This is a genomic window from Rhodococcoides fascians A25f, from assembly GCF_000760935.2.
GTDB lineage: Bacteria > Actinomycetota > Actinomycetes > Mycobacteriales > Mycobacteriaceae > Rhodococcoides.
Genome location: NZ_CP049744.1, coordinates 3,964,386 through 3,990,588 on the forward strand (window position 1 = coordinate 3,964,386; position 26,203 = coordinate 3,990,588).

At 64.1% G+C, this 26,203-nt stretch carries 23 protein-coding genes; 11 read left to right on the plus strand and 12 right to left on the minus strand.

Translation table 11 applies throughout. The features are described 5' to 3' along the window. The first annotated feature begins 61 nt into the window (after positions 1-61). Complete coding sequence (locus BH93_RS18440; protein WP_037176495.1) at positions 62-1,282, plus strand: acetyl-CoA C-acetyltransferase; 1,221 nt, start codon at positions 62-64, stop codon at positions 1,280-1,282. Between the two features lie 66 nt (positions 1,283-1,348). On the opposite strand, the gene BH93_RS18445 is transcribed toward BH93_RS18440, so the two are convergent. After that, a complete protein-coding gene (locus BH93_RS18445; RefSeq protein WP_032404782.1) occupies positions 1,349-2,197 on the minus strand; it encodes a Bax inhibitor-1/YccA family protein in 849 nt (282 codons plus the stop codon). A gap of 197 nt (positions 2,198-2,394) precedes the next feature. On the opposite strand from BH93_RS18445, the gene BH93_RS18450 reads away from it, so the two are divergent. Next, positions 2,395-2,820, plus strand: a complete 426-nt coding sequence (locus tag BH93_RS18450; RefSeq protein WP_032376583.1) for a hypothetical protein — start codon at positions 2,395-2,397, stop codon at positions 2,818-2,820. 3 nt (positions 2,821-2,823) lie between these two features. Here BH93_RS18450 and BH93_RS18455 read toward each other — a convergent pair whose 3' ends face one another. From BH93_RS18455 to BH93_RS18470, 4 genes are all read right to left on the minus strand, one after another. Continuing rightward, positions 2,824-3,951, minus strand: coding sequence for a class I SAM-dependent methyltransferase (locus BH93_RS18455; protein ID WP_165712762.1), 1,128 nt, complete (start codon positions 3,949-3,951; stop codon positions 2,824-2,826). A gap of 312 nt (positions 3,952-4,263) precedes the next feature. Further along, a complete protein-coding gene (locus tag BH93_RS18460) occupies positions 4,264-4,788 on the minus strand; it encodes a peroxiredoxin (RefSeq protein WP_032376582.1) in 525 nt (174 codons plus the stop codon). Between the two features lie 17 nt (positions 4,789-4,805). Further along, complete coding sequence (locus BH93_RS18465) at positions 4,806-5,573, minus strand: tyrosine-protein phosphatase (protein WP_037176494.1); 768 nt, start codon at positions 5,571-5,573, stop codon at positions 4,806-4,808. A gap of 46 nt (positions 5,574-5,619) precedes the next feature. Further along, a complete protein-coding gene (locus BH93_RS18470) occupies positions 5,620-6,192 on the minus strand; it encodes an antibiotic biosynthesis monooxygenase (RefSeq protein ID WP_037176493.1) in 573 nt (190 codons plus the stop codon). A 170-nt stretch (positions 6,193-6,362) separates the two neighbouring features. On the opposite strand from BH93_RS18470, the gene BH93_RS18475 reads away from it, so the two are divergent. Together BH93_RS18475 and BH93_RS18480 are read left to right on the plus strand one after the other, a co-directional pair. Then, entirely contained in the window at positions 6,363-6,869 is a 507-nt protein-coding gene (locus BH93_RS18475; protein WP_032404776.1) for an Lrp/AsnC family transcriptional regulator, read from the plus strand. Beyond that, a complete protein-coding gene (locus BH93_RS18480; RefSeq protein ID WP_037176492.1) occupies positions 6,866-8,011 on the plus strand; it encodes an NAD(P)/FAD-dependent oxidoreductase in 1,146 nt (381 codons plus the stop codon). Before BH93_RS18475 ends, BH93_RS18480 begins: the two co-directional genes overlap by 4 nt. Before the next feature lie 232 nt (positions 8,012-8,243). Here the strand turns inward: BH93_RS18480 and BH93_RS18485 are convergent, their stop codons facing one another. The 4 genes from BH93_RS18485 to pdhA are packed head-to-tail and all read right to left on the minus strand — an operon-like array spanning position 8,244 to position 13,870. Continuing rightward, a complete protein-coding gene (locus tag BH93_RS18485) occupies positions 8,244-10,391 on the minus strand; it encodes a thiamine pyrophosphate-dependent enzyme (RefSeq protein ID WP_037176491.1) in 2,148 nt (715 codons plus the stop codon). Positions 10,392-10,437: 46 nt separating this feature from the next. Continuing rightward, positions 10,438-11,727, minus strand: coding sequence for a dihydrolipoamide acetyltransferase family protein (locus tag BH93_RS18490; protein WP_037176490.1), 1,290 nt, complete (start codon positions 11,725-11,727; stop codon positions 10,438-10,440). A 44-nt stretch (positions 11,728-11,771) separates the two neighbouring features. Further along, entirely contained in the window at positions 11,772-12,782 is a 1,011-nt protein-coding gene (locus BH93_RS18495; protein ID WP_371832107.1) for an alpha-ketoacid dehydrogenase subunit beta, read from the minus strand. A gap of 5 nt (positions 12,783-12,787) precedes the next feature. Next, a complete protein-coding gene (pdhA, locus tag BH93_RS18500) occupies positions 12,788-13,870 on the minus strand; it encodes a pyruvate dehydrogenase (acetyl-transferring) E1 component subunit alpha (protein ID WP_037176486.1) in 1,083 nt (360 codons plus the stop codon). Positions 13,871-14,004: 134 nt separating this feature from the next. On the opposite strand from pdhA, the gene BH93_RS18505 reads away from it, so the two are divergent. After that, complete coding sequence (locus tag BH93_RS18505; protein WP_032376573.1) at positions 14,005-14,484, plus strand: Lrp/AsnC family transcriptional regulator; 480 nt, start codon at positions 14,005-14,007, stop codon at positions 14,482-14,484. Positions 14,485-14,741: 257 nt separating this feature from the next. Beyond that, the gene (locus BH93_RS18510; RefSeq protein WP_052065799.1) at positions 14,742-15,770 is read left to right on the plus strand and encodes a Glu/Leu/Phe/Val family dehydrogenase; all 1,029 of its coding nucleotides are present in this window, start codon (positions 14,742-14,744) and stop codon (positions 15,768-15,770) included. A 49-nt stretch (positions 15,771-15,819) separates the two neighbouring features. On the opposite strand, the gene BH93_RS18515 is transcribed toward BH93_RS18510, so the two are convergent. Further along, on the minus strand, positions 15,820-16,737 hold the full coding sequence (locus tag BH93_RS18515) for a LysR family transcriptional regulator (RefSeq protein ID WP_037176482.1): 918 nt from the start codon (positions 16,735-16,737) through the stop codon (positions 15,820-15,822). A gap of 173 nt (positions 16,738-16,910) precedes the next feature. Between BH93_RS18515 and BH93_RS18520 the strand changes: the two genes are divergently transcribed. From BH93_RS18520 to BH93_RS18540, 5 genes are read left to right on the plus strand one after another with little or no spacing between them, the layout of a single operon-like run. Continuing rightward, the gene (locus BH93_RS18520) at positions 16,911-17,945 is read left to right on the plus strand and encodes an Ldh family oxidoreductase (RefSeq protein ID WP_037176480.1); all 1,035 of its coding nucleotides are present in this window, start codon (positions 16,911-16,913) and stop codon (positions 17,943-17,945) included. A gap of 29 nt (positions 17,946-17,974) precedes the next feature. Further along, positions 17,975-19,090 (plus strand): ABC transporter ATP-binding protein, encoded by a 1,116-nt coding sequence (locus BH93_RS18525; protein ID WP_037176478.1) that lies wholly within the window; start codon positions 17,975-17,977, stop codon positions 19,088-19,090. Next, entirely contained in the window at positions 19,087-20,850 is a 1,764-nt protein-coding gene (locus BH93_RS18530; protein WP_242459006.1) for an ABC transporter permease, read from the plus strand. The genes BH93_RS18525 and BH93_RS18530 overlap by 4 nt, the downstream gene beginning before the upstream one ends. Continuing rightward, a complete protein-coding gene (locus BH93_RS18535) occupies positions 20,851-21,972 on the plus strand; it encodes an ABC transporter substrate-binding protein (RefSeq protein ID WP_037176476.1) in 1,122 nt (373 codons plus the stop codon). Positions 21,973-22,013: 41 nt separating this feature from the next. Continuing rightward, the gene (locus tag BH93_RS18540; RefSeq protein WP_037176474.1) at positions 22,014-23,246 is read left to right on the plus strand and encodes an NADP-dependent isocitrate dehydrogenase; all 1,233 of its coding nucleotides are present in this window, start codon (positions 22,014-22,016) and stop codon (positions 23,244-23,246) included. 84 nt (positions 23,247-23,330) lie between these two features. Here the strand turns inward: BH93_RS18540 and BH93_RS18545 are convergent, their stop codons facing one another. After that, the gene (locus BH93_RS18545; RefSeq protein ID WP_037176472.1) at positions 23,331-24,782 is read right to left on the minus strand and encodes an NAD-dependent succinate-semialdehyde dehydrogenase; all 1,452 of its coding nucleotides are present in this window, start codon (positions 24,780-24,782) and stop codon (positions 23,331-23,333) included. Between the two features lies 1 nt (position 24,783). Then, positions 24,784-26,148: a 4-aminobutyrate--2-oxoglutarate transaminase gene (gabT, locus tag BH93_RS18550; RefSeq protein WP_037176470.1), complete on the minus strand. Its 1,365-nt coding sequence runs from the start codon at positions 26,146-26,148 to the stop codon at positions 24,784-24,786. Between the last annotated feature and the right edge of the window lie 55 nt (positions 26,149-26,203).

Below are 26,203 nucleotides of genomic sequence, written 5' to 3' on the forward strand. Positions count from 1 at the left end.
GAGACATCGCCTACTCGGCGGTAACAGAGCAGGTAAGCAGTATCGATTCGAAGGAGATCTCATGCCAGAGGCAGTCATCGTCGCCACCGCGCGCTCACCGATCGGCAGGGCGATGAAGGGGTCGCTCAAGGACATTCGTCCCGACGACCTCACCGCTCAGATGGTCGCCGCCGCGCTGGCCAAGGTGCCCTCGCTCGACCCCAAGGACATCGACGATCTGCTCCTGGGCTGCGGTCTGCCCGGCGGCATGCAGGGCAACAACCTGGCCCGCATCGTCGCGGTTCAGCTCGGTTACGACTCGCTCCCCGGAACGACGATCACGCGCTACTGTTCGTCCTCGCTGCAGACCACCCGGATGGCGCTGCACGCGATCAAGGCAGGCGAGGGCGACGTGTTCATCTCCGCCGGTGTCGAGAGCGTGTCCAGCTTCGTTCACGGCAGCTCCGACTCGCTGCCCGCGAGCCACAACCCGATCTTCGCCGACGCCGAAGCCCGTACCAAGAAGGCACAGGAAGAGGGCGCGGACAGCTGGACCGATCCCCGCGAGAACGGCGAGCTCCCCGACGCGTACATCGCGATGGGCCAGACGGCCGAGAACGTCGCGCTGCTCACCGGCATCACCCGCGAGGACCAGGACCACTGGGGCGTCCGCAGCCAGAACCGCGCAGAAGAGGCTATCAACGCCGGCTTCTTCGAGCGGGAGATCACCCCGGTGACCCTGCCCGACGGCACCGTCGTCAACACCGACGACGGCCCTCGCGCCGGCACCACCTACGAGAAGATCAGCCAGCTCAAGCCGGTGTTCCGACCGAACGGCACCATCACCGCGGGCAACGCGTGCCCGCTCAACGACGGCGCAGCAGCGCTCGTCATCATGAGCGACACCAAGGCCAAGGAACTGGGCCTGACGCCGTTGGCTCGCATCGTCTCCACCGGCGTCACCGGCACGTCCCCCGAGATCATGGGCCTGGGCCCCATCGAGGCCACCCGTAAGGCGCTGAAGATCGCGGGGATGTCCATCTCCGACATCGACCTGTTCGAGATCAACGAGGCGTTCGCCGTGCAGGTACTCGGTTCGGCTCGCGACCTCGGCATCGAGGAGGACAAGCTCAACGTCTCCGGCGGTGCCATCGCGATCGGCCACCCGTTCGGCATGACCGGTGCCCGCATCACCACCACGTTGCTGAACAACCTGACGACACAGGACAAGACGTTCGGCGTCGAGACCATGTGCGTCGGCGGCGGCATGGGTATGGCCATGGTGCTGGAACGCCTCAGCTGATCCGAGACATCACAACGAAAAAGCCCCGCCCTCTTCAATGGAGTGGCGGGGCTTTTCGCGAGATTACTAGTCGTTCTGGAAGTAGCTCAGCAGACGCAGGATCTCGACGTACAGCCAGACCAACGTGATGGTCAGGCCGAGAGCGACGCCCCAGGCTGCCTTCTCCGGTGCCTGTGCACGGATCAGCTGATCGGCCTGGTCGAAGTCCAGCAAGAAGCTGAAGGCAGCGATGCCGATGCACACGAGGCTGAAGATGATGGCCAGCGGTCCGCCCGAGCGGAGTCCGAAGCCGTCTTCCATGAAGAAGCTGGCGACGAGGTTGCCGAGCATCAGCACAACGACACCGATGAGGGCACCGACGACCATGCGGGTCAGACGCGGGGTGACGCGGATCGCGCCGGTCTTGTAGACGATCAGCATGCCGAAGAACACGCCGAACGTGCCGAGCACTGCCTGACCGATGAGGGCGGATCCGCCGACCCCACCGAACTCGACACCGGTGAACATCAGCGACAGTGCGCCGAGGAACACGCCTTCTGCGGCGGCGTAGGCGAGGACGATGGCCTTGTTGTCCATCTTGCGACCGAAGGTCGCGAACATAACCAGGCCGAAGCCGATCAAGCCACCGCCGATCACGAACGGGATGGCCAAGTCGGTGTTGTTGGAGACGAGCAGGTACGAGATGATCGCCGTCACGCTCAGCACACCGAGGGTGATGCCGGTCTTGGTGACGACGTCGTCGATCGTCATGGCCCGCTGCGCGGGCTGTGTGGTGTACGGATCGGCCTGCGTTCCGGGATGCTGGCCGAAGGTTGCGGCCTGCGAGGCTCCAGCCGTCGCAGATCCGAATGTGGCGTAGCCGCCGCCCTGCTGCTTGGGCAGGTTGCGGAACACCGGGTTGCTGGAGGTGCGCACCGTGTCTCTTCCCTTCGTAAGTTCTGATCCCCACCGGGGATCTCCCCGCCGGTCATCAGTAGAACGTCTGATATCCGGACAAAAGTTCCCGAACGGAGAACTTCTACGACGGACAAAACGGACTCTACCGGGTACGCCCTCCATACGCGGACACGACCGCGTGTGTGACACCGAATCGAAACGGGCACTATGAGGAAATGGCAATCGAAGACGGACCCGACCAGACTTTGGACCCCAGCGAAAGCGTCGACTCCGACGAGGTGCGCAACGACGACGGCGACACCGTGGTCGATCCCCCGGACCACTGGAGCGAGGCCAACAGCTTCGGCACCACAGCCCGTGAGGCCGCCGAGGGCGAGAGCCTGGACCTCAAGCTCAGCGAGGAAGAACCCGACATCGCGGTCGAGGAGGAGCTCGACCGCCCGATCACCGAGACCCCCGACGACGAGTTGACCGAGGAACTGGTCGACCACGTTGTCGAGGAATCCGACGAGGATCCCGATATCGACTACGCCGAAGGCCAGCGTCAGGCGGAGATCGTCGAGGGAACCCTCGTCGAGGACCGCGGGCGCAACCGCGGCCAGATCGACGGCTCCCCCGAAGACGGCGGCCCGGTCACCTGACAATCACCGTTGCTCGCTCGGCCGCACCGAGCGAGCAACGGTGAACTTGCCGTTGCGTCCCATGAGGTCGGTGGGACCCACGGCGTCGGCCAGTTCGCGTCGATAGTTCAGGTGAGTGTTGAACACGGTCCACAGTTGACCGCCGGGCCGCAGCACCCGACCGGCGGCAGCGAACAGTTTGCTCGCCCCGCCCGTATGCACGGCAGCACCCTCGTGAAACGGCGGATTGCAGACCACCAGATCGACCGACTCCGGTTCGAAGGTCGACATCGCATCGTCGGCGATCACCGCGATCCGAGTCCCGTTCGCCTCCGCCGTCGCCGCTGCCGACGCGATCGCTGCAGCCGAACGATCGGTGGCGATCACCTCCAGATCCGGCCTGGTTCGCGCCAGCTCTGCTGCGAGAATGCCTGTGCCACAGCCCAAGTCGACGGCCGTGCGAGCACGCGGCAACATCTTCGGAACGAACTCGAGCAGGAACCGTGTCCCGATGTCCAGGCCTGCGCCGGCGAACACAGCGCCATGGGCCACGACCGTCATGTCGATATCCGCGAGACGTTTGCTCACCGGATACGTCATCGCCGACGCCACCGCCCCGGTCGCGGTGAGCACTCGGGCTTTCTGCCGGCCGCGGCCGGCCGTGACCGTCGCGAAGGACCGTCGTAGCACGTCGTTCATGGCAGGGGTCATGTGTTTGTCTCGCCCGCCTGCCAACACCACCACGTCCGCGGTTGCGTGCGCCGCGATGTGCTCGGCGATCTCGGTGAGCTCGGCCAGACCTCGCGGCAGCTGCATCAGTACCGTGCCGACGCCGTCGAAAAGCTCGGCACCGAGTCTGTGCTGGGTGTACGAACCGCTCATGGCAACCCGTGCAGCGTTCAGTTCGAGCGCCCTTACGCCGGTGACGGCGTCCTGATGGACCCGCACATCGGTGAAGCCCAACGCCACGGCACCGAGGGTGAGGGCGCCGTACCGGTCGCCGATCACCGCGATCGGTGCCGTTCTGTCGACTCCCGGGCGCTCGTCGACGGTATCGAGTACCAGACGGTCCGCGGCGTCGACGGCATGGAGGTTGGGTGCCTCGGCGTCGGGTTCGCGGCGCAAGGCGTCGAACAGAGTTTCATCAGGCACCCGAGCAGTATCCCACCCGGCTGCGTGTGACCTTTCGCGTTCGTTCCCCAGGCGCCACCGTCGTGCGCGTTTTGCGTAGGTGGACCTACGCAAAACGCGCACGAGGGGGTACGGGTCGCAGCAAAGCCAGCGCGGCGAGTGGCTATTGCGGTCGACTAGGGGCATGCTCGGGGAATGGAACACAAAGACAAGAACGAGGCACTCTTCAGCCATCCCGACGACGCGTCGACCGATGCGCACGCAGAAGCTTCGAAGCCTGCTGTTTACACCGCCCTGTTCAGCGGCGCGAACGAATAAAGGCGCACTTCGTCGTCAAGACAGATAACGCAGGTATTCCAAGGCCTTGGTCGCGTGCACGTGACCGCGTTCGCTCTGCACCACCATCCGCACCACTCGGTGCCGATCGATCACGAATGTCGTCCGCTTCACGGACAGTAGCTGCCGCAAATACCCACGATTGGCCGCATGCGCCCGCCCGCGTTCGAGCTCACGAAGCCGACGCCGCCGGGTGAACCACCCACCTCGCCGCACTCCGAATTGTTCGGCCACCGCGCCGTCGGAATCGGACAGCAGTGGAAAGTCGAAGGACCTCTGCAGCGCGAAATGTTGATTCTTGTCGCGGGTGTCGGTGCTGATTCCTACTCGCTGCGCACCGAATCTGCTGAACTCTGTTCCGAGGTCGCGGAAATGGCAGGCCTCGGCGGTGCAAATGGGACTGTTGGCCGCAGGATAGAAGAACAGCACCACCGGTCCCGATGCCGTCAGCTCGGAGAGCGCACGGGATTCACCCGCATGATCGGGGAGCTCGAAATCCGGGGCCGTCTGTCCGATTCGCATGACGCAGAGGCTACCGCTCAGTCCTGAACCAATTCGGCGACGAGCCGTCCGCGCAGATGGTCATCGATACCCAGGTGACTCAGATATGCCTCGAACGACCCGTGATTCGACGTCACAGCCTGCATTCCACGCTCCAGATAGGACGCGCGGACTCCCAACAACGCCTCCCCGGGCTCTCGGGCGTCATCGGCACCTGCCCATGTCCGGCGCACATGGGCGAGCAGCGGCTCCACTGCAGCGTTGCTGGCGAGGTAGTCGGCGAGGATCTCGTCCTCGCTCACTCCGGCGGCCCGCAGCACAGTCGCGACGGTCCACCCGGCCCGATCCTTACCCGCGGCGCAGTGCACCAGAACTCCGCCTCGTCCGGCGGCAATAGCCTCCGCCACCTGCTTGATCGCGTGCGCCGCCCCGTCCAGCACCGGGAACGACGCGTACGCGCGGAGCAGGTAGTCGACCTGACTCTGTTCTTCGTGGGTCGGTACCTCGTGCGGAGCGCGCTCACCGATGTCGTTGTGGAACGGCACCGAGATCGACTGCACGCCGTCCGGAACTCTGTCGACACCACTTCGTGCGATTTCGGAGTCACTGCGAAAATCGAACACCGTGCGTATCCCGAGATCGACCACGGCGCGTTGTCCGCTCTCGGTGAGAGCACTCAATTCCGATGCGCGATAGAACTTTCCGGGCCGAATCCTCGAGCCGTCGGCAGTGCGAACACCGCCGAGGTCTCGAAAGTTCCAGGCCCCGTCGAGAGCGAACTGGTTGTGCACACGGGCGTCGGGCATGATCTCGACTGTATAGAAGTGAGGTTGTGGACAAGCGAGGCCGGGCTCAGACGCGGGGTACGAGCCACTTCCGCAGCCGGGAGGTGACGAACGGCATCACCACATAGACCATCAGCGGCGTGCACATCATCACCACGACCGCCGTTCGCAGGGCCACGTTCAACCCCATCAAATGTGGTGTGAGAACGATGTTGACCAGCAAGCTGACGGCATAGAACGCCACGCCGATCGAAATCGCCTGCTTCCACCGGGGTGGCGGGCCGCCGATCACTCGAACTGCGTCGGTCAGGTTGGACTGCGGCTCGAACCATCCCTCCACGCCGGAAAGACGATGTGTTGCAACGTCGTCGGCGATGGGCCTGCCGCTGCTGAGCCAGCGGCGTCGAGAGTCCGAGTGCAGCCACGCGTCGAGGTTGTCGTGGGTCTCGAACCGATACACCACGTGGTAGTCGTTGGATCCGCCGGAACTGCGCAGCCAGCCGCCACCGAGAAAGCCGGGGAAAGTTCGAACGAGATCGATACCGCGATCGGTCCATTCGACGAAATCTGCTTCGTACCCCTCGCGAACGCGCCGTGCGACCGAGGTCGTGACGTGATCGAGCGTGTCCGTCGTGGTCATGCGGTACCCCTTCTGCACGTGTTCGTCTCGGCTTTCCCGTTCTACACAGAGTGCGGCCCAGTGGACCAGCTTTCAAATCAGGGGCCCAGATGTAGATGTATGGCCCTCGATTGCGCCTGGTGTGGCAGTCTGTCCATACAGACCTCTCGTGAACGACCTGGAGTGGACGGATGGCACAAACCGAGTACGAGCTCGACGACGTGGATCGACGCATCGTCACCGAGCTGAGCCGTGACGGCCGAATGTCCATGCGCGCATTGGCCGAGGCAACCCACATCTCCCGGGCACACGCCTACGTACGCGTCGACCGCCTCCTCGACGAGGGCGTCATCGAGGGGTTCACCGCACGCATCGCCTACGAGAAGGCCGGGGTCGGCGCATCCGCCTATGTGGCTCTGTCCATTCGGCAGGATTCGTGGCGTGCCGTCGCCGACGACCTGAGTACCTATCCGTTCGTCGAGCACGTCAGCTTGATGGGCGGTGATTTCGATGCGCTCGTTCTGGTCCGTGCTCCTGACACATCGGCGCTGCGACATCTGGTGCTGGACAAGCTGCAGGGGCTGGACGGGATACTGTCGACCCGAACCTGGCTGATCTTCGACGAAGCGGTCGGCCCCGGCGCTCAGTGGACCGCCCAGCCGAAAATCACCCAGCCGAGGAACGGGAGAACTCGATGAGCACGTCTGTTCGCGACACGCCTACCACCGATGTAATAGTTGTCGGCGGCGGAATCGGCGGTGTCTCGCTCGGATACGAACTCGCGAGTGATCACCGGGTCACCCTGCTCGAGCGCGAGAAGACCCTGGCCTTTCATACCACCGGACGATCGGCCGCGCTGTTTCTGGAGACCTACGGCAACAACACGATTCGTGCTCTGACGACGGCCAGCCGAGACTTCCTGGAGAGCCCGCCGGAGCACTTTCGATCCGAACTGCTCGCCCCGCGCCCCCTGCTCCAGTTCGCGTCCATCGGACGCGGCGACGCGCTCGAAGCGATGTACGCCGACGTCAGCCGCTTGACGCCCGACGTACAACTGGTTTCGCCTGCCGACGCGCGCACATTCTTTCCGCCGCTGCGCCCCGAATTGATCGATTGCGCTCTGTACGAGCCGCATTCGATGGAAGTCGACGTACACGCCCTGCATCAGGGCTACGTGCGCGGGCTCCGTGCGCGGGGCGGGCGTGTCCACACCGGGACCGGGGTGAGGTCACTGAGGCGCATCGACGGCCTGTGGCACGCGCACACCACCGATGGGTCGACACACACTGCTCCACTCGTCGTCGACGCCGCGGGCGCATGGGCGGATGCCCTCGGGGCAATGGCGGGAGCCGAGCCCATCGGACTCGTACCCATGCGTCGCTCGGTGTTCATGGTGGCAGCACCCGACGACCTCGATACCGCACACCTGGCGACATTGAGCGACATCGACGAGAAGTTCTACATCAAACCCGAAGGCACACAACTACTGTGCTCGCCTGCGGACGAGACGCCAACCGAGCCGAGTGATGCCCGCCCGGACGAGTTGGAGATCGCCCGAGCGTTCGACGACATTGCCGAGGCGACCACGTTGACGGCGCGGCACGTGCGGTCGTCCTGGGCCGGTTTGCGGAGTTTCGTGCCCGACCGAACTCCGGTCGTCGGGTTCGATCCGAATATCGAGGGTTTCTTCTGGTGCGCCGGTCAGGGTGGGTACGGAATCCAGACGTGCGCAGCGCTGGCCCGGGTCGGCGCGTCTCTGGTACGGCGGCAACCACTTCCGGTCGATGTGACCGAGCGCGGGCTCGACGAAGCGGACCTGTCGCCCAGCCGCTTCGGGTGAGAGGCGCTTCGCGCCACGTACACGAAAACTCGCCCCCTGCTACGAAATTCCGCGCACGACGAGAAGGTCAGTCGGCGACGACGCGTCGCAGATCGCTGAGCGTGGTTCGGTAGATGTCCACCGGATCGGCGTCCTGCCCGTCGTCGTCGGTCGCAGTGGCGGCGTCGTTCTTCATCCGGGCACCGGCACGAACCGATAGCGAGGCGCTCCCCCGCACAACCATTTCACCAGGTCAACCGGCGTCCATCATCCGCACGGCCGCGTCGACGATCTCGTCTTCCGACAGCAGGACGAGATCGGCCGCGCCGCCGAGGGGGACGAACGAATTCGCGCTCGAGACTCGTGCGATGGCACCGTCGTAGCCGCCCTCGACGAGGGCGGTCACGACGCCCTCACCCACTCCCCCGTCGTGCCTGGTTTCGTCGGCGATCAGCACTCGATCGAAGCGTGCCAGCCGGTGCAACAGATCCTCGGCCGGCAGGGGCACTATCCAACGTAGGTCCACGACCGTCACCGCGATCCCGCGTTCGCTCAACCGCGACGCGGCCCGTCGACTCATCACCACTCCGTTTCCGAACGTGACGATCACCAGATCTTCTCCGTCGAGATGGCTTGCGACGGTGCCGAAATCGCCCGATGAACTGTCGGCACAGCGCAGTGCACCGTCGCCGTCGCGCAGATCGGTGCGGTGATAGAGCGCAATGGGCTCCAGAAACACGCACACTCGCCCCTCCTCCGCGGCCAGTGCCACACAGGTTCTCAAGAGACCGGCGGCCTCGGCCGCCGAACTCGGAACCGCAACCACGATGCCCGGAATATCGCGCAGAACAGCGACCGCATTGTCGTTGTGAAAGTGTCCGCCGAAACCGCGTTGATACGCCAAACCAGCGATGCGCACCACCATCCCGTTGGTGTACTGGGCGTCGGAGAAGAACTTCAGCGACGCAGCCTCACCGCGCAGCTGATCCTCGGCATTGTGCAGGTACGCCAGATACTGAATCTCGGGTATCGGGACGAATCCAGCGAGCGCAGCACCGAGGGCGGTGCCGAGCACCGTCTGTTCGTCGAGCAGAGTCTCGAAAACTCTTGCTGCCCCGAACTTCTTGCGCAAACCCTTCGTGACGCCGTAGACGCCGCCTTTGACGGCCACGTCCTCGCCGAACACGAGCACGTCGGGTCGCGCGGTCATGATGTCGGTGAGAGTTCGGTTGATCATCGCGGCGAGCGTGAGACGCTGCTCGCTGGGTGCACCGCGCAGACCGGACTCGGTGGCGGCCACAGCGCTCGGTCGTCGTTCGGTGAGCGGAGCCATCACCGCATCTGCGGTAGCGAGACGCGACGATTCCCCGGAGCGCAGCGAGTCGACCGTCGCCTCGGCCTCGCCCATGACGGTCTCGCGCATCGCTTCGTAGCGGGCCTCGACATCGGCTGCCGAAAGAACACCGCCCCCGATGAGTGCACGTGCGCTCGCCAGCAACGGATCTCGCTCGTAGTCACCGACGATGTCTGCGCTCGAGCGGTAGGCGAGTTCGGCATCCGATCCGGCGTGACCCATCAGCCGCACCGTCTCGAGATGGAGGACTACCGGACGCCGCCTCGCCCGTACCGTTGCAACCGCATCGTCGACGGTGCGCATCAGTGCGATCGGATCATCGCCGTCGGCACGCAAGTACTCGATCGACGGTAATCGGCTGAGCGACTGCGAGATCCACCCCCGCGGCGATCGGGTACTGATGCCGATTCCGTTGTCCTCGCAGACGAACAGGATCGGCATCGGAACGGATTGGTGTGCGCAGTAGGCAGCCGAGTTGAGCGCACCCACCGTCGTCGAATGGTTGGCCGAGGCGTCGCCGAAGCTGCACACCACAACGGCGTTCTCGGGCCACGGGGTTCGATGTCGCAGCGCCTTTGCTCGACCGAGCGCGAACGCCAGACCGACCGCGCGCGGAACCTGGGATCCGATGGTCGACGTCTGCGGGACGATGCCCAGAGCCGGATGCCCGAACACCTTGTGGCGGCCGCCGGACATGGGATCTCGAGTCGAGGCGACCAGACTCGCCAGCACGTCCCGGATCGGGTTCGAGTCCGAATACTGCTGTGCGCGTGCGGCATAGAAGCCACCGGAGCGGTAGTGCAGCAGCGCCGGGTCGGTGACCTCGGTCGCTGCCCCGACGGCTGCGTTGGCTTCGTGCCCGGACGATCCGATGGTATAGTAACCGAAGCCCTCGGACTGCAACCGACGGGCCGCGAAGTCGAGATGCCTGCTGGCAAGCTGCGCGTCGAAGTACCGAAGCAGTCGATCCGGATTCGCGACGACCGACCCACCCGGCCGGGCCGAGCGAACCTGCTTCAGGAAGTACTCGTCGATTGCCTCGGCCACGCGCGCACCCTTGTCTCTATCGACTTGTCTCCATCGAGCCGTGGAATCAGCTCAGGGCGATCATATCCATCGGAGTGCTGAGCAACCGACCGACGAGGGCGAGGAATTGTGATCCCTGCTGGCCGTCGACGAGTCGGTGATCGAACGACAGTGACAGCGTCGTCACCGAACGCAGTGCGATGGCACCCTCGTGTTCCCAGGGCATACGGCGGATCGAACCGAAGCACAGGATGGCCGCTTCACCGGGATTGAGAATGGGTGTCCCGGCGTCGACTCCGAACACTCCGACGTTGGTGATCGTGATCGTGCCGTCGGCGAGGTCGGCTGGACTGCTCTTGCCTTCCTTGGCGGTACGCGTCAGATCTGCCAGTGCACGCGCGATGTCCACCAACGAGAGTTCCTGCGCGTCCTTGATGTTCGGCACCATCAGTCCGCGCGGAGTCGCTGCGGCGATGCCGAGGTTGACGTAGTGCTTGGTGACTATTTCCTGAGCCGCCTCGTCCCAGGACGAGTTGAGGGACGGATTCGATCTCAGTGCTACCAGAACTGCCTTGGACACCAACGCCAACGGAGTCAGTCGCACGTCCGCGAAGTGGGTCGAGGACCGGAGGGATTCCAGCAGTGTCAGGGTCTCGGTGACGTCCACGGTCACGAATTCGGTGACGTGCGGAGCGGTGAATGCACTGCGCACCATCGCATCCGCCGTGTGTTTGCGCACTCCCTTGATCGGCGTGCGCTCTTCGCGGCCGGTCCGGTGCGGGGCCCGCGCCTCCGCCGGCTCCTCACCCTTCAGGTAAGTCTCGACGTCCTCACGCGTGACGTCACCGTGGCTTCCGGTTGCGGGCACCTCGGCCAGGTCGACGGCGTTGTCCTTGGCGATCCTTCGCACCGGCGGTGTGGCCAACGGCTTGCCGTTCCGACCACTCGATGTCGCGGTGACCGGAGCGGGTCCCCGGCCGCCGCGCCGACTGGATCCTTCCTTCGCCACGCCGTAGCCGACGAGAACCGGGACCCGTTCGTCACTGTCCTCGGCGGGGCTTTCTTCGTCCACATCGGCCGCAGCCACGACGACTTCGGGGTCGTGGCTGTCGCCGCCGACTCGGATGTCGATGATCGGCACCCCGACCTCGACGGTGTCGCCCTCCGAGACATGCAGCGCAACAACCACACCCGCAAACGGTGACGGAAGTTCGACGGCAGCCTTGGCCGTTTCGACCTCGGCAATGTTCTGATTCAACTCGATCGTGTCACCGACGGCGACGAGCCAGGTCAGCAGGTCGGCCTCGGTGAGACCCTCCCCGAGGTCGGGCAACGGAAAACTCTGGATGGTGGGCATCGTCGAATCCTGTTCGGTGTCTGTCGGAGGCAGTGAGCGAAAAGTCAGTGGGAGCGGCAGCGGTCGACGGCGTCGAGGATCCGGTCCACGTCGGGGAGATAGAACTTCTCGAGCTTGGACGCGGGGTACGGGGTCCCGAAGCCGCCGACGCGTAGCACCGGTGCCTCCAGGTTGTAGAAACACCGTTCGGATATACGAGCGGCGATCTCGGAGCCGATACCCATGAACACCGGCGCCTCGTGTGTGACGACCAGACGTCCGGTCTTGCGCACAGAGGCCTCGATGGTCTCGAAGTCGATCGGGGACAGCGAGCGCAGATCGATGACCTCGATCGAGATTCCCTCGTGGGCAGCAACTTCGGCGGCCTTGCGGGCGGTGGCGACGAGCGGGCCGTAGGCGATGAGGGTGACATCGGTGCCCTCGGTGACCACCCGCGCCCGGTGCAGCGGGTACGACGCGCCCGGATCGGTGGAGTCCAGGTCGATCGGGCTCTTCTCCCAGTACCGACGCTTCGGCTCGAAGAACAACACGGGGTCGTCGCTGGCAATAGCCTGTTGGATCATCGAGTAGCCGTCTGCAGAATTGCTACAGGTGACCACGCGTAGGCCCGCGGTCTGCGCGAAGTAGCCCTCGGGCGACTCCGAGTGATGCTCGACGGCACCGATTCCGCCGCCGTAGGGCACGCGAATCGTCATCGGAATCTTCACGTTGCCACTGGTGCGGTAGTGCAGCTTGGCCACCTGAGAGACGATCTGGTCGAACGCCGGATAGATGAAACCGTCGAACTGAATCTCGCACACCGGCCGGAATCCCCGCATCGCGAGACCGACTGCGGTGCCGATGATGCCGGACTCGGCCAGCGGCATATCGAGAACACGACCGGGTCCGAAGTCCTTCTGCAGGCCGTCGGTGATGCGGAAGACGCCGCCGAGCTTGCCGATGTCCTCGCCCATCAGCAGGACCTTCGGGTCGTTCTCCATCGCTCGCCGCAGACCTGCATTGATGGCCTTGCCCAACGGAAGACTCGTGGGCCGCTGCGGCGCAATACTTTCCATGGTGGTCATGACGTGGCTCCTTCGAATCCGGCCTGGTACGAGGCAAATTGGGCTCGCTCGTCGTCCAGGAGGGGGTGTGGATCGGCGTAGACGTTGTCGAACACCGACATCGCTTCCGGTTCGACGGTCTCGAGACAACCGCGACGAAGCTCGGCGGCTACGTCGTCGGCGGTGCGCTTGACCGAGGCAGCGAACGCGTCGTCGTACACGCCGATTCGACGGAGCAGCTTCTCGATTCGATCGATCGGATCCTTCGCACGCCATTCGTCGTCGGTGGCACCCGAGCGGTATCGCGTCGGATCGTCGGACGTGGTGTGCGGACCCATCCGGTAGGTGACGGCTTCGATGAGCGTCGGGCCACTACCCTCTCGGGCGCGCGCCAGCGCTGATCTGGTCACAGCCAGGACGGCGAGAACGTCGTTGCCGTCGACGCGCACCGACGGAATACCGAAGCCCTCGCCGCGGGCCGCGATCGTCGTCTTGGTCTGTACCGTCACCGGTTCGGAGATCGCCCACTGATTGTTCTGGCAGAAGAACACCACCGGCGCATGGAAACTGGCGGCGAAACCGAGCGCCTCGGAGATGTCGCCCTGACTTGTCGCGCCGTCACCGAAGTAGGTGATGGCCGCACCTTCGGCGCCCTCGAGCTGCATGCCGATGGCGTACCCGGTCGCGTGCAGACCCTGCGACCCGACGATGATCGCCGGTGTGGTCATCCGGTACTCGTACGGGTCCCAGCCGGACAGCGTCGATCCGCGCCAGAACCGCAGCATCTGGGTGGGGTCCACGCCGCGACAGTAAGCGACACCGTGCTCGCGATAGCTGGCGAACACGAAGTCCTCGGAGTCGAGCGCACGAGCGGATCCGACCTGCGCTGCTTCCTGACCGAGCAGCGGTGCCCACAGACCCAGTTCGCCCTGCCGCTGCAATGCGGTGGCCTCGGAATCGATGCGCCGGACGACAACGAGATCGCGATACATCTCCATCATCGCGGCCGTGTCGATATCGGCGACGAGAGGCGAGTAGGTCTCGTTGCGCACCACGGTTCCCGATTCTTTGATCAGCTGAACCAGCGAGTTGGTGTTCATGGTCCTGGCACTCTCCGTCCTGATGTGATCTCCTTCACAAGGACACCACCGACATCCAGACTGCACAAGTGATGACTTCGAAACTGCGCAACGTGCACAAAATTGGGTAACGACCGAGCTACAGGAAGTGCGCAATGACCGATTTGGACAAGACCGACGCCAAGCTTCTCCTTGCCCTCTGCTCGAAGCCTCGCGCCACCGGGGTCGAACTCGCCACGACACTGGGCTTGTCGCGAAACACCGTCCAGGCGCGCCTCGGTCGATGGGACGACAAGGGCTCACTCACTCCGATCGATCACCGCATACCGCCGAAGTCGCTGGGGCGACCGCTGCAGGCGTTCGTCACCGCACGGGTAAATCAGCACATGCTGGCGGCAGTCACCGAGAATCTCCGCACCATCCCTGAGGTACTCGAGGTGTTCGGGCTGTCCGGAGCTGCAGACATGCACATCCGCATCGCCGCCGTCGACGCCGACGACCTGTATCGCATCGCCGGTCTGATTCTCGAGATACCAGGAGTCGAGCGCACCAACATGTCCATCGCCATGTCGGAACTGATCCAGTACCGCACCAAGCCATTGCTCGAACAGCTCGCCGAAGACGGCCGACGCTGAGCAGGCAGACCAGCTCTGCCAGACCGATTCAGCGTCCACCGTGCAAGATGCATGATCTCGGCGACGGCGGTTGACCAGCGTGCACGTTCACGGCACTCTTCGACGGACATGTCCCGGATACCACCCATTTCCGGGTACCGCCGCCTCATCACCGAAAGAGACCGCCTGTGTCCGTCGTTGCCGACCACCCCGCCGCCGTCACCAGCACCCCGCCCCGCTCCCTCTCCTCGACAGCAGGCGTCTTCGACCGTCCCGACATGCCGCGCAACTCCGCACACGAACGCGTCGTGTTCTGCCAGGATCGCGATACCGGGCTGCGTGCGATCATCGCCGTCCACTCCACCGTTCTCGGGCCGGCCCTCGGCGGAACTCGCTTCTACCCCTACGCATCCGAGCAGGATGCGTTGACCGATGTACTGCGGCTCTCCCGCGGAATGACCTACAAGGCCGCCGTCGCTGGCGTCGACCTCGGCGGCGGAAAAGCCGTGATCATCGGCGATCCCACCGCCATCAAGACCCCGACGCTGCTGAACGCATACGGTCGTTTCGTCGAGTCGCTCGGTGGAACCTACGTCACCGCAGGCGATGTGGGCACCAACAGCAACGATCTCGACATCATTGCCGAAGAGACTGCGCACGTCGTCGGCAAGAACACCACTGCAGGCGGCACCGGCGACAGCGGTCCGCAGACCGCGCTCGGGGTCTTTCTTTCGCTCCGTGCGGCAGCCGAATCGGTGTGGGGCTCCGACGATCTGACCGGAAAGCGTGTCGCCGTCGAAGGTGCAGGAAAGGTCGGATACAACCTCGTCGCCCTGCTTCGGGATGCCGGTGCCGACGTGATCGTCAGCGACTCCTATGCACCCGCACTCGATCGCATCGCCCTGGACTTCCCCGGGGTCACCATCGGATCCGACATCATCGGTGCCGACGTCGACGTCTATGCACCGTGCGCCATGGGTGCCACCCTCGACGCGTCGTCGGTGGCCCGGTTGTCGGCGTCCATCGTCTGCGGCGCGGCCAACAATCAACTGCTCACACCCGACGTCGAAGAGATGTTGGCGGCGCGCGGAATCGTCTGGGTGCCCGATTACGTCGCCAACGCCGGCGGACTGATCCAGGTGGAAGGCGAACTGCGCGGTAAGGATTCGGCCCAGGTGATGGCCACGATCGGGAAGATCCGCGACACCGTCTCCGGCATCTTCGCCATCGCTCACGCCGAGGGCATTCTGCTGGGAGCCGCAGCCGATCGTCTGGCCGAGGACCGGATCGCGGCCGCCCAGGGCTGAGCGGAGGCATCACTCCGACATCCTGCACCGACGCCGAACCGTCGGACGCCTACCCCCGAGAAGCGTTGTATCCCTTCACGACCTGATGAAGCAACGCCTCCAGGCGGAGACTGGCAACGGACGGTTCGACGTCCGATGGCCGGGCCGTACAGATACGCCGTGCCGGCACGGACGCGGCGAGTCGCTTGACGACGACCTCGTCGCGGACGTAGCTGGTGGCCAGTTGGGGGCACAACGTGACTCCGAGACCTGCAGCGACCATGGCCTGCGTTTCCTGGTAGTCGCTTGCTTCCACCACCACCGTCGGCCTGAAGCCGGCGGTACGGGCGCAGCGCCAGAGATGCTCTGCGGTGGGGTGACCTCCCGCTCGCACGATCCAGTCGTCGTTGCTCAGATCCGAGAGCTCGACCGTATCCGCGTGCGCGAGTTCGTGATCGCGTCGAACGATCAATACCGTTGAGTCGCTGAGAATTTCGCGGACGGTCAGGCCTTCGTCGACGGTTCGATTCCATGGATAGTCCCACGTCAGCGCCAGATCGAGCTGCCGCGTCTCGAGCAATTCCCGCAGGGGCGCGATTCGGCTCGAATGTACCGACAAGCGAATTCCCGGGTGCGTCTCACGCAGACCGATGACGACGTCGGGCAACAACGACGCGGCAAACGTGGGAAAGACTCCGAAGCGGACAGTCCCGGTGAAGCCTCCGGCGAGCTCACGGAGATCGTCTCTCATGCCGTCGAGTTGCTCGTCGATGGCGCGCGCCCTCGCGACAACCGCTCGCCCGGCCTCGGTCAAGTGCACACCGCGGGCGTGTCGCTCGACGAGCTCGACGGCGAGTTCCGACTCCAACTTGCTGATCTGCTGCGAGACGGCCGAAGAGGTGTAGCTCAGCTCGTCGGCTGCCGCGGCCATGGATCCGTGTCGTCCGACAGCCGACAAGATCTGCAACCGGGTCAAGTCCGCTTTCATCGACCGCACTTTAGCATCTCTTACGTCGGGGTCAAGAAACCTTGACTAGTGCTTATCACCCTGCGCTGCCATAGTGGCTTTCGAGAGTGATCCAGGCCATAGGCCACCGTTCGCTTGACCTGTTCCGCGAACGTCCTCGGCACTCCCTCGACTGCACAGAAAGCCATGGCACCATGTCGACAGTTACGGTTTCCGCCGCCCACCTCGAAGATCTGGCATCGCGAGCACTGATCACCTGCGGTATGTCCGAGGCGTCAGCTCGGACCATCGCAGAAGTCCTCGTCTTGGCCGACCTGTTCGGCATTCATACACATGGAATACAACGGGTCCCGCAGTACCTCGATCGCGCCACCATCGGGGGCATCGATCCGCGCGCCGTGGTGACCACCACCCGGCCGGCATCGGCTCTGGCTTTGATCGACGGCGCCAACGCGGTGGGACCTCTGGTCGGTAGTGCTGCACTCGCCGCAGCCATGGACGGTGCCCGAACATGCGGCGTGGGAGCGGCGTTCGCAAAGCACAGCAATCATTTCGGCCCGGTCATGCCCTATCTCTTCAAGGCTGCCTCGGAGGGATTCGCGGCGATCATCGCCAGCAATGCCACGACCACGATCGCACCGTCCGGAGGGAAGGCCACGCGAGTGGGCAACAACCCGATGGGATGGGGCATCCCCAATCCGGGTGGCGACCCCATTTTTCTGGACATCGCGTTGAGCGTCGCAGCGAGAGCTAAGATTCGAGCCGCCCAAAACGATGGCCGCACCATTCCCGCCACCTGGGCCACCGACAGCGAAGGCCGACCTACGACCGATCCGAGCGCCGCGCTCTCGGGGTTCCTGCAACCCATCGCGGGCCACAAGGGATACGGGCTGGCGGTGATGGTCGACCTGTTTGCCGGACTACTCTCCGGTGCAGCATATCTGGACAAGGTCAGCTCATGGAGTGTCTCACCCGAGCGGGCCCAGAACCTGGGCCATTTCTTCATCCTTGTCAACACCGAACTGCTGCTCTCCGGGCCCGAGTTGCACGAGCGCGTCCAGGACTTCGGTGATCGGTTGCATTCGGTTCCAGCGTCGGATCCCGCCGATCCCGTTCGACTACCGGGCGAATACGAGATGGCGCGGTACCACGAGCAGATCCGAGACGGGATCACGCTCGACGACAGTGATATTCGAGCGTTGCATCAGCTCGTCGAGTCTCGGGTCTGAGAAGAACCGACAAGTCGAAGGAATTCCCAATGAAAGTATCGATAGAGAATTTGACCCTTGCCTACGGCAAGAACACCGTCGTCCGGGACCTCGATCTCGAGATTGCCGACGGAGAATCCCTCGTGTTGCTCGGTCAATCGGGCTGCGGCAAAACCAGCACCATGCGTTGCGTCGCAGGTCTCGAAAGTCCGAACGAAGGCCGAATCATAATCGGCGACAACGTGATGCATGATTCTTCCAGCGGTCGAACCGTACCGCCGAACAAGCGCAACGTCGGAATGGTGTTCCAGTCGTACGCGGTATGGCCTCATCGCACCGTGTTCGAGAATGTCGCGTTCTCGCTGCAGATGCAGAAAGTCGGTAAGGACGAACTCGTCTCTCGCGTACACGAGACACTCGATCTGGTCGGGCTGCGTGAGTTGGCCGGGCGCGGAGCCAGCCTGTTGAGCGGTGGGCAGATGCAGCGGGTAGCCCTCGCACGGAGTCTGGTCATGCGCCCCAACGTCCTGTTGCTCGACGAGCCGCTGTCCAATCTCGATGCGCGCCTGCGCGAACGCCTGCGAATGGAACTGCGTGAACTGCAACTGCGACTCGGCCTCACCACGATCTACGTCACTCACGATCAGGTGGAAGCATTCGCCCTGGCCGACCGCATTGCGCTGATGCAGAACGGTCGCATCGTCCAGAGCGGCGCACCCGATCAGATCTACACCGCGCCCGCGAGTGGGTCGATCGCAGAGTTCCTGGGCGTGGGCAACCTGTTCGCGTGCTCACCTACTCCTGGCATCTCCGGAGCAGTGACGCTCACCGACCACGATTTCACGATCAGAGTCGATGCCACCGTGCCCGACAATGCGGACCGACTGCTCGTGTGTCTGCGTCCCGAGGACCTGGCCGTCACGCCTGTGCACGACGAGACGTCTGCGGGAGTGGGTTGGGCGGGGCGTGTCGACGTCGCGAGCTACCAGGGCGCGACCATTCGCTACCGCATCACTCTCGACGGCGGGCCGAATATCGAGGCACTCGCCACCGGAGCCTCGAAACGGGCGCTGCACGTCGGAGAACGAGTCACCGTCGACGTAACACCAGGAGCCGCACAGCTTCTCGTCGACGACCGTGCGCAGCTCGTCGGGGCTCTCTCGTGAGCGCCCCGACCACCGACCGTCCGCGGCAAGCTCCGGCACCGACGCCGGGTGTCTCGGTGTCGCGCACACGCAACCCACGGCTGCGGCGGAGCATTCCGACACTCGTCCAACTCGCGCTTCTCGCGCTCATCGTCCTGTGCCCGATGTTCTTCATCGTCATGGGTGCCTTCACCGACAATCCCGACCGCAGCAATGTCTTCGACTTCGGTAACTTCACCTTCGACAATTTCGCTCTACTGGGACGCCCGTCGGCTCAGGAGGCGATGTGGAGCTCCGCGATCGTCGGAATCGGATCGTCGATTCTCGCCCTCCTCATCGGTGCGACACTGGCGTTCTTGGCCGCCAGAACCAACATCCCTGGTCGAAAGTTGATCTACGGCATCGGGATCGCCCCACTGTTTCTGCCGTCGCTCGTCGGTGCGCTGGCGTGGGCTCTGCTCGCCGGCCCCGCAACCGGCTACCTCAATCTCGCCCTGACTGCACTCGGACTCCCCGGATTCGTCGACATCTACAGTTTCGCCGGAATGATCTTCGTTCTCGGCCTGTATTACGCTCCTTATCCGTTCCTGATGATTCACTCGGCGTTGTCTTTGATGAATCCGGATCTGGAAGATGCGGCCAGCCTGCACGGGGCAGGGCTCACCCAGATGCTCCGTAAGATCACCTTTCCGCTCGTGCTTCCTGCCACGATCGGATCCGGCATACTCGTGTTCGCTCTGACCGTCGAGAACTTCGCCGTCGCACAGGTCATCGGTGTACCCGGCGGCGTGGACACCTTGCCCACCCTCATCTACCGACTCATGAACGCTGCGCCTGCTCGCAGCAACGACGCGGCAGCCATCGCCGTCGTCCTCACCGTTCTGCTCGTGATCGTCGTGGCCTTGCAGAACAGAGTGACCGGCAGCAAGGAATACACCACTGTGAGCGGCAAGGGAGTGCGTGCACGGCAGGTGCCGCTTCGGGGCTGGCGTTGGCCTGCCGCTGCTCTCGCATGGCTGTACTTCGTTCTCGCCGTGGCACTCCCGATGGGAGCCCTCGTGGTGGCGTCGCTCCAGACGAGCCCGTACCTGGCCCGATTCGGGGAATTGTTCGATGCCGGCGCGTTGTCCTTGTGGAGCCTGGGGCAAACAGTTCAGGACCCGGACTTCCACAACGTGGTACTCAACAGTGTCATCGTCGGTGTGTCGACCGCGGCCATCGGCACTACTTTCTGCTTCGCGCTGGCGTACACCCGGTACCGGACCAGGTCGCCCGGACGATCGGTGCTGGAGTACGTGGCAATGCTGCCGTTGGCAGTTCCCGCGATCGTGCTCGGGCTGGGTTTGCTCTGGACCTGGCTGGCGTTGCCCGTGCCGATCTACGGAACTCTCGCCGTCCTCGTCGTCGCATTCATCGCAGTCTTCCTGCCGCAGGGATACCGCGGAGTGTCCTCTTCCATCGTTCAGCTCGACCAGGACCTCGAGGACAGCGCAGTGATGCTCGGCGCGAGCCGATCGAAGGCCATCCGATTCGTGACAGTGCCCCTGCTCCGAATCGGGCTGTCCTCGACCTTTCTGCTGCTACTCATGTTGTCGATGCGCGAATTGACGGCAGCTCTCTTCCTGTTCACTTCGGACACGAGGTTGCTGTCCATAGCGATCTTCGACGCCTACGACAACGGATCCATCCGATCGGCCGCCGAACTGGGGTTGCTCTACTGCGTCGTGATCGGCGTTCTTGCTGCACTGTCCCGCCGATTCGGCGCAAAGGAGTCCAAGTAGATGACCACATCGACGATCCGGCGGTTCGGTGCCGCAGTGTGCGCCATCGCAGTCGCCGCGGTGACCGCATGCAGTCCACCACCGCAGGCCCCATCGCTGGCACGGTCGGCCGCGTCCATCACCGAACCAGGTGGTGCTCTGGTGATCGACGGCGAGCAGATCGCAGACCCGGATCTGTGGTCGCGCGCAGAATCCGAGGGCACCATCACGCTGTACAGCGGATACACGCAGGACACCGAATCCGAGGTGCTCGAACAGTTCGAGGCCGACACCGGTATCGATGTGAAACTCGTTCGCTTGACGTCCAATCGGCTCTACGAACGCCTCACGGCCGAATACAGCACCGGTCGCCTCGATGCAGACGTCATCCGGATCTCCGACCCGGGGTTCGTTCGGGGTTTGGCCGAGCGCGGACTGTTCCAGCCCTACCGGCCCGATACTGCGGACAATCTCCAGGATGACGTCTCGTTCGACGACAACCGATATTTCCGCACGTTCAACCCGATCTACACCTTCGGGTACAACCGCGCAGTCGTCGATCCCACCGACGCGCCGACGTCGTGGAATTCTCTTCTCGAGGATCGTTGGAACGACAAACTCGGTATCGCGCAGGCCGGTTCGGGCGGAAGCGCGCTCGCGCTGACTCGATTTCAGCGTGATGTTCTCGGCGACGACTACCTCCGCCGATACTCCTCGGAGGCACGAGTGTTCGACTCCATCGGGGCCCAGCTCGACGCCTTGGCCCGCGGCGAGATCAACGCGGGCACCGTCGTCGTGAGCAGCGTGAACATTGCGAACAACGAGAACGCTCCCGTCGATTTCGTCGTACCGGACGAGGGAGTCACCTCGTACGACTACTACACCGGAGTGGCCGACACTGCACGCAATCTTGCTGCCGCACAGGTATTCATGAACTGGAACCTCTCCACCCGCGGCCAGCGGGTGTTCACCGACCTCGGTGAGTACTCGGTACGGACCGATGTCGATCCGCCGAACATTCTCGGTGTTCAGCTCCCCGACTTCACCGATCCCAAGGTGCACCGGATCACCCCGGAGGAATCGACCACCCATTCCGCCGAGGATCAGGCCGCGTGGAATTCGATTTTCGGATACAACGAATGACTTTGCCGCAGTGCAGAGTCCACTGAAGGGACCCAACTCTCATGCCGAAGTCCAAGACCCGAGTCGAGGGCACCGTCGTCGAACTGGACGGCGACGAGATGACCCGAGTCATCTGGCAATACACCAGGGATCATCTGATCCTTCCGTATCTCGACGTGGACCTCGAGTACTACGACCTGGGAATACGAAATCGTGACTCCACCGACGATCGGGTGACCGTCGATGCTGCACGAGCTATCGAGAAGTACGGCGTCGGCGTCAAGTGCGCCACCATCACGCCCGACGCCGACAGGGTGGAGGAGTTCGGCCTGAGACAGATGTGGCGCTCACCCAACGGCACCATTCGGAATGTACTCGGGGGAACTATTTTTCGAGCCCCGATCATCATCTCGAATGTTCCCCGACTCGTTCCCGGGTGGACCGAACCCATCGTCATCGGACGTCACGCCTTCGGCGACCAGTACCGCGCAACCGATTTCACTGTGCCCGGGCCGGGTACCGTCACCATCACCTACACCCCCGACGACGGAAGCGAACCGATACGGCACGAGTTGGTGAGGTTCACCGACGAGAGCCTCGGCGGAGTGGTGCAGGGTCAGTACAACTTCACCCAGTCCATCATCGATTTCGCGCGGGCCTCGTTGAACTATGGCTTGCAGCAGAATTATCCGGTCTATCTGTCGACGAAGAACACCATCCTGAAGGCGTACGACGGTCGATTCAAGGACGTCTTCGAGCACATCTATCGGACCGAGTTCAAGGCCGAGTTCGAGGCAGCCGGACTGACGTACGAACACCGCCTCATCGACGACATGGTCGCATCGGCCATGAAGTGGAAAGGAGGGTATGTGTGGGCATGCAAGAACTACGACGGTGACGTGCAGTCGGACTCGGTTGCACAGGGATTCGGTTCACCAGGCTTGATGACGTCCATCCTGCTGACACCGGACGGCAGGACATGCCTGACCGAAGCTGCCCATGGAACCGTGCGACGCCACTTCCGTGAGCACGAGGCCGGTGAACCGACATCGACCAACCCGATCGCGTCGATCTTCGCCTGGACTCGCGGCCTCGAACACCGCAGCAAGTTGGACGGAACCCCCGAAGTGGGCCGGTTCGCCCGGACACTCGAACACGTCGTCGTGAGGACCGTCGAAGACGGTCGAATGACGAAGGACCTCGCAACACTGATCGGCGAAAACCAGGACTACCTGACCACCGAGCAGTTCCTGGACGCGGTCAGATACGAATTGGACCGACGAATGGGACGATGATCTCGGCGCACGAGGCTCCACTCCTGGCCGTGCATCGGGGAATTCCCGCACCCTCGGCCTGGAGTGGAGCGCTATGTGCGCCGGCTACTGCAGCGCGATGTACTTGGTCTCGAGGTATTCTTCGATGCCCTCCGACCCACCCTCGCGGCCGAAGCCCGATTCCTTGACACCACCGAACGGAGCGGCCGCGTCCGAGATGGCACCTCGATTGACCCCGACCATGCCGGTGTCCAGAGCCTCCGACACCCGCAGAGCACGGTCGAGATTCTCGGTGAAGAAGTACGCCACCAACCCGTATCGGGTGTTGTTCGCTGCAGCGACGGCCTCGGCCTCGCTGTCGAATCCGATGATCGCCGCGACAGGTCCGAAGATCTCGTCCTGCAACAGATTTGCGTCCGCGGGGATACTGTCGAGAACCGTCGGCGTATAGAAGAATCCGGGTCCATCGGGTGCCGTACCGCCGGTGCGTACCCGAGCACCCTTCGCGACGGCATCGTCGACCAGTGCGGTGACCGTTCCACGCTGTTTGTCGTTGATGAGCGGCCCGATATCGGTGCCCTCTCGATCACCCGCACCGACCGTCAAGGCCTCGATTCGCGCCGTCAACTTCGCGGTGAATTCCTCGCGCACCGAGTTCGCGACATACAAACGGTTGGCCGCCGTGCACGCCTCGCCGCCGTTGCGCATCTTGGCGAGCATCGCCCCGTCCACGGCCGCGTCGATATCCGCGTCGTCGAACACGATGAAGGGGGCATTGCCACCGAGCTCCATCGACGTCCGTAGCAGGCGGTTGGCTGCATTGCGCACCAACAGCTTTCCCACTCCGGTCGATCCGGTGAACGTGACCTTCCTCAGTCTGGGGTCGTCCATCAGCGGTCCGGTGACCGCCGCGGCGTCGGAGGCCGGAAGGATCGAGAGCACCCCATCGGGCAACCCCGCGTCGGCGAACACCTGCCCCAGAAGGAGCATCGTGAGCGGAGTGTCCTCGGCCGGCTTGACGATGACGGTGCATCCGGCAGCCAGAGCGGGCCCGATCTTGCGCGTTCCCATGGCCAGCGGAAAGTTCCACGGGGTGATGGCCAGCACCGGACCGACGGGCATCTTGGTCACCAGGATTCGGCCGTTGCCTGCCGGCGCGGGAGCGAACCGGCCGCCGATCCGAACGGCTTCCTCGCTGAACCAGCGCAGGAATTCTCCGCCGTAGTTCACTTCACCGCGGCTCTCCGCCAACGACTTCCCCATTTCGAGGGTCATCAGCAGGGCGAAATCGGCCGCGCGCGCCTGCAGCAGGTCGAAGGCGCGCCGCAGAATCTCTGCCCGTTCGCGGGCAGGCGTCGCCGCCCACGCGCCCTGCGCCGCAACAGCGAGATCGAGCGCGGTGATGCCATCGCCCGCCGTGGCGTCGGCGACGGTGGTCAACTCCTCGCCGGTCGCCGGGTTCAGCACGGCGAATCGTGCGCCCGACGCCGACGGTGTCTGCGTACCGCCGAGCCAGAGATCGGTGGGCAGCGAGGAGATCAGATCCTGGGCCGACATGTCAGTTCCCCTGTGCCACTGAGCGAAGCGCACCTTCGAGGACGGTGAGCGCGTCGTCCAACAGCTCGTCGGAGATCACGAGGGGCGGCAGCAGGCGGATGACGTTGCCGTAGGTACCGCACGTCAGCACGATGACCCCGGCCTCGAGTGCCGCAGCCGCAACGGCTTTGGTGGCCTCGGGATTGGGTTCGTGTCCACCGGGTACGACCAATTCGACGGCCAGCATGGCTCCGCGTCCGCGAATGTCACCGATGATGGAGACGTCCGGAGTCAACGCGTGCAGCCGGTCGAGCACGATGCGTTCGATATCGCGGGCGCGGCCATTGAGGTCGAGCGTCTCCATCTGTTCGATGGATGCCAGTGCGGCAGCGCAGGCGACGGGGTTGCCGCCGTACGTCCCACCGAGTCCACCCGGATGCACGGCGTCGATCAGGTCGGCGCGGCCGGTGACCGCGGCCAGCGGCATCCCGCCCGCGATGCCCTTCGCCATGGTGATCAGGTCCGGCACCACTCCCTCGTGCTCACTGGCGAACCAGGCGCCGGTCCGGGTGAATCCGGATTGCACCTCGTCGGCGATGAAGACGACGTCGTTCTCGCGCGCCCAGTTCGCCAGTGCAGGCAGGAAGCCGTCGGCCGGCACGACGAAACCGCCCTCACCCTGAATGGGCTCGATGAGGATGGCCGCGAGATTGGCTGCACCGACCTGCTTTTCGATGACGGAGATCGCCCGTGCCGCAGCCTGCGCGCCGGTGACCGCGGAACCGTCGGAGTTCAGGCCCTCCCGGAACGGGTAGGACATCGGGGCCCGATAGACCTCGGGCGCGAACGGCCCGAAGCCGCTCTTGTACGGCATCGACTTCGAGGTCAGTGCCATCGTCAGGTTGGTGCGGCCGTGGTAGGCGTGGTCGAACACGACGACGGCCGAGCGTCCGGTGGCGTGCCGGGCGATCTTCACTGCGTTCTCGACTGCCTCGGCACCGCTGTTGAACAGGACGGTGCGCTTGTCGTGATCTCCGGGGGTGAGTTCGGCCAACTTCTCGGCAACTGCGATGTAACCCTCGTAGGGCGCGATCATGAAGCAGGTATGGGTGAAGTGAGCGACCTGATCCTGCACGGCGGCGACAACGGCCGGATTCGAGGCGCCGACGGTCGTCACGGCAATTCCGGCACCGAGATCGATCAGCGAGTTGCCATCCACATCGACGACGACGCCGCCGTCTGCGTCGGCCACGTAGACCGGCAGAGTGGACGCCACGCCTGCACCGACGACAGCCTTGCGGCGCTCCGCCAATGCCGACGACTTCGGTCCGGGGAACGCGGTGACGATCTTGCGCTCCTGTGGAAGTCGGTACTCGATCGAGGCCATGGTCGCACCTTTCGTCTGGGCTGTTTCAGCAAGTATGCGACTGCTCGATCGCCGG

Excerpts from the sequence above, each read along its gene's own strand:
- BH93_RS18440 (WP_037176495.1), top strand. The coding sequence starts at position 62 with ATGCCAGAGGCAGTCATCGTCGCCACCGCGCGCTCACCGATCGGCAGG.
- BH93_RS18450 (WP_032376583.1), top strand. The coding sequence starts at position 2,395 with ATGGCAATCGAAGACGGACCCGACCAGACTTTGGACCCCAGCGAAAGC.
- BH93_RS18460 (WP_032376582.1), bottom strand. The coding sequence starts at position 4,788 with ATGCGAATCGGACAGACGGCCCCGGATTTCGAGCTCCCCGATCATGCG.
- BH93_RS18465 (WP_037176494.1), bottom strand. The coding sequence starts at position 5,573 with ATGCCCGACGCCCGTGTGCACAACCAGTTCGCTCTCGACGGGGCCTGG.
- BH93_RS18470 (WP_037176493.1), bottom strand. The coding sequence starts at position 6,192 with ATGACCACGACGGACACGCTCGATCACGTCACGACCTCGGTCGCACGG.
- BH93_RS18475 (WP_032404776.1), top strand. The coding sequence starts at position 6,363 with ATGGCACAAACCGAGTACGAGCTCGACGACGTGGATCGACGCATCGTC.
- BH93_RS18480 (WP_037176492.1), top strand. The coding sequence starts at position 6,866 with ATGAGCACGTCTGTTCGCGACACGCCTACCACCGATGTAATAGTTGTC.
- BH93_RS18490 (WP_037176490.1), bottom strand. The coding sequence starts at position 11,727 with ATGCCCACCATCCAGAGTTTTCCGTTGCCCGACCTCGGGGAGGGTCTC.
- BH93_RS18495 (WP_371832107.1), bottom strand. The coding sequence starts at position 12,782 with ATGGAAAGTATTGCGCCGCAGCGGCCCACGAGTCTTCCGTTGGGCAAG.
- pdhA (WP_037176486.1), bottom strand. The coding sequence starts at position 13,870 with ATGAACACCAACTCGCTGGTTCAGCTGATCAAAGAATCGGGAACCGTG.
- BH93_RS18505 (WP_032376573.1), top strand. The coding sequence starts at position 14,005 with ATGACCGATTTGGACAAGACCGACGCCAAGCTTCTCCTTGCCCTCTGC.
- BH93_RS18510 (WP_052065799.1), top strand. The coding sequence starts at position 14,742 with ATGCCGCGCAACTCCGCACACGAACGCGTCGTGTTCTGCCAGGATCGC.
- BH93_RS18515 (WP_037176482.1), bottom strand. The coding sequence starts at position 16,737 with ATGAAAGCGGACTTGACCCGGTTGCAGATCTTGTCGGCTGTCGGACGA.
- BH93_RS18520 (WP_037176480.1), top strand. The coding sequence starts at position 16,911 with ATGTCGACAGTTACGGTTTCCGCCGCCCACCTCGAAGATCTGGCATCG.
- BH93_RS18525 (WP_037176478.1), top strand. The coding sequence starts at position 17,975 with ATGAAAGTATCGATAGAGAATTTGACCCTTGCCTACGGCAAGAACACC.
- BH93_RS18535 (WP_037176476.1), top strand. The coding sequence starts at position 20,851 with ATGACCACATCGACGATCCGGCGGTTCGGTGCCGCAGTGTGCGCCATC.
- BH93_RS18540 (WP_037176474.1), top strand. The coding sequence starts at position 22,014 with ATGCCGAAGTCCAAGACCCGAGTCGAGGGCACCGTCGTCGAACTGGAC.
- BH93_RS18545 (WP_037176472.1), bottom strand. The coding sequence starts at position 24,782 with ATGTCGGCCCAGGATCTGATCTCCTCGCTGCCCACCGATCTCTGGCTC.
- gabT (WP_037176470.1), bottom strand. The coding sequence starts at position 26,148 with ATGGCCTCGATCGAGTACCGACTTCCACAGGAGCGCAAGATCGTCACC.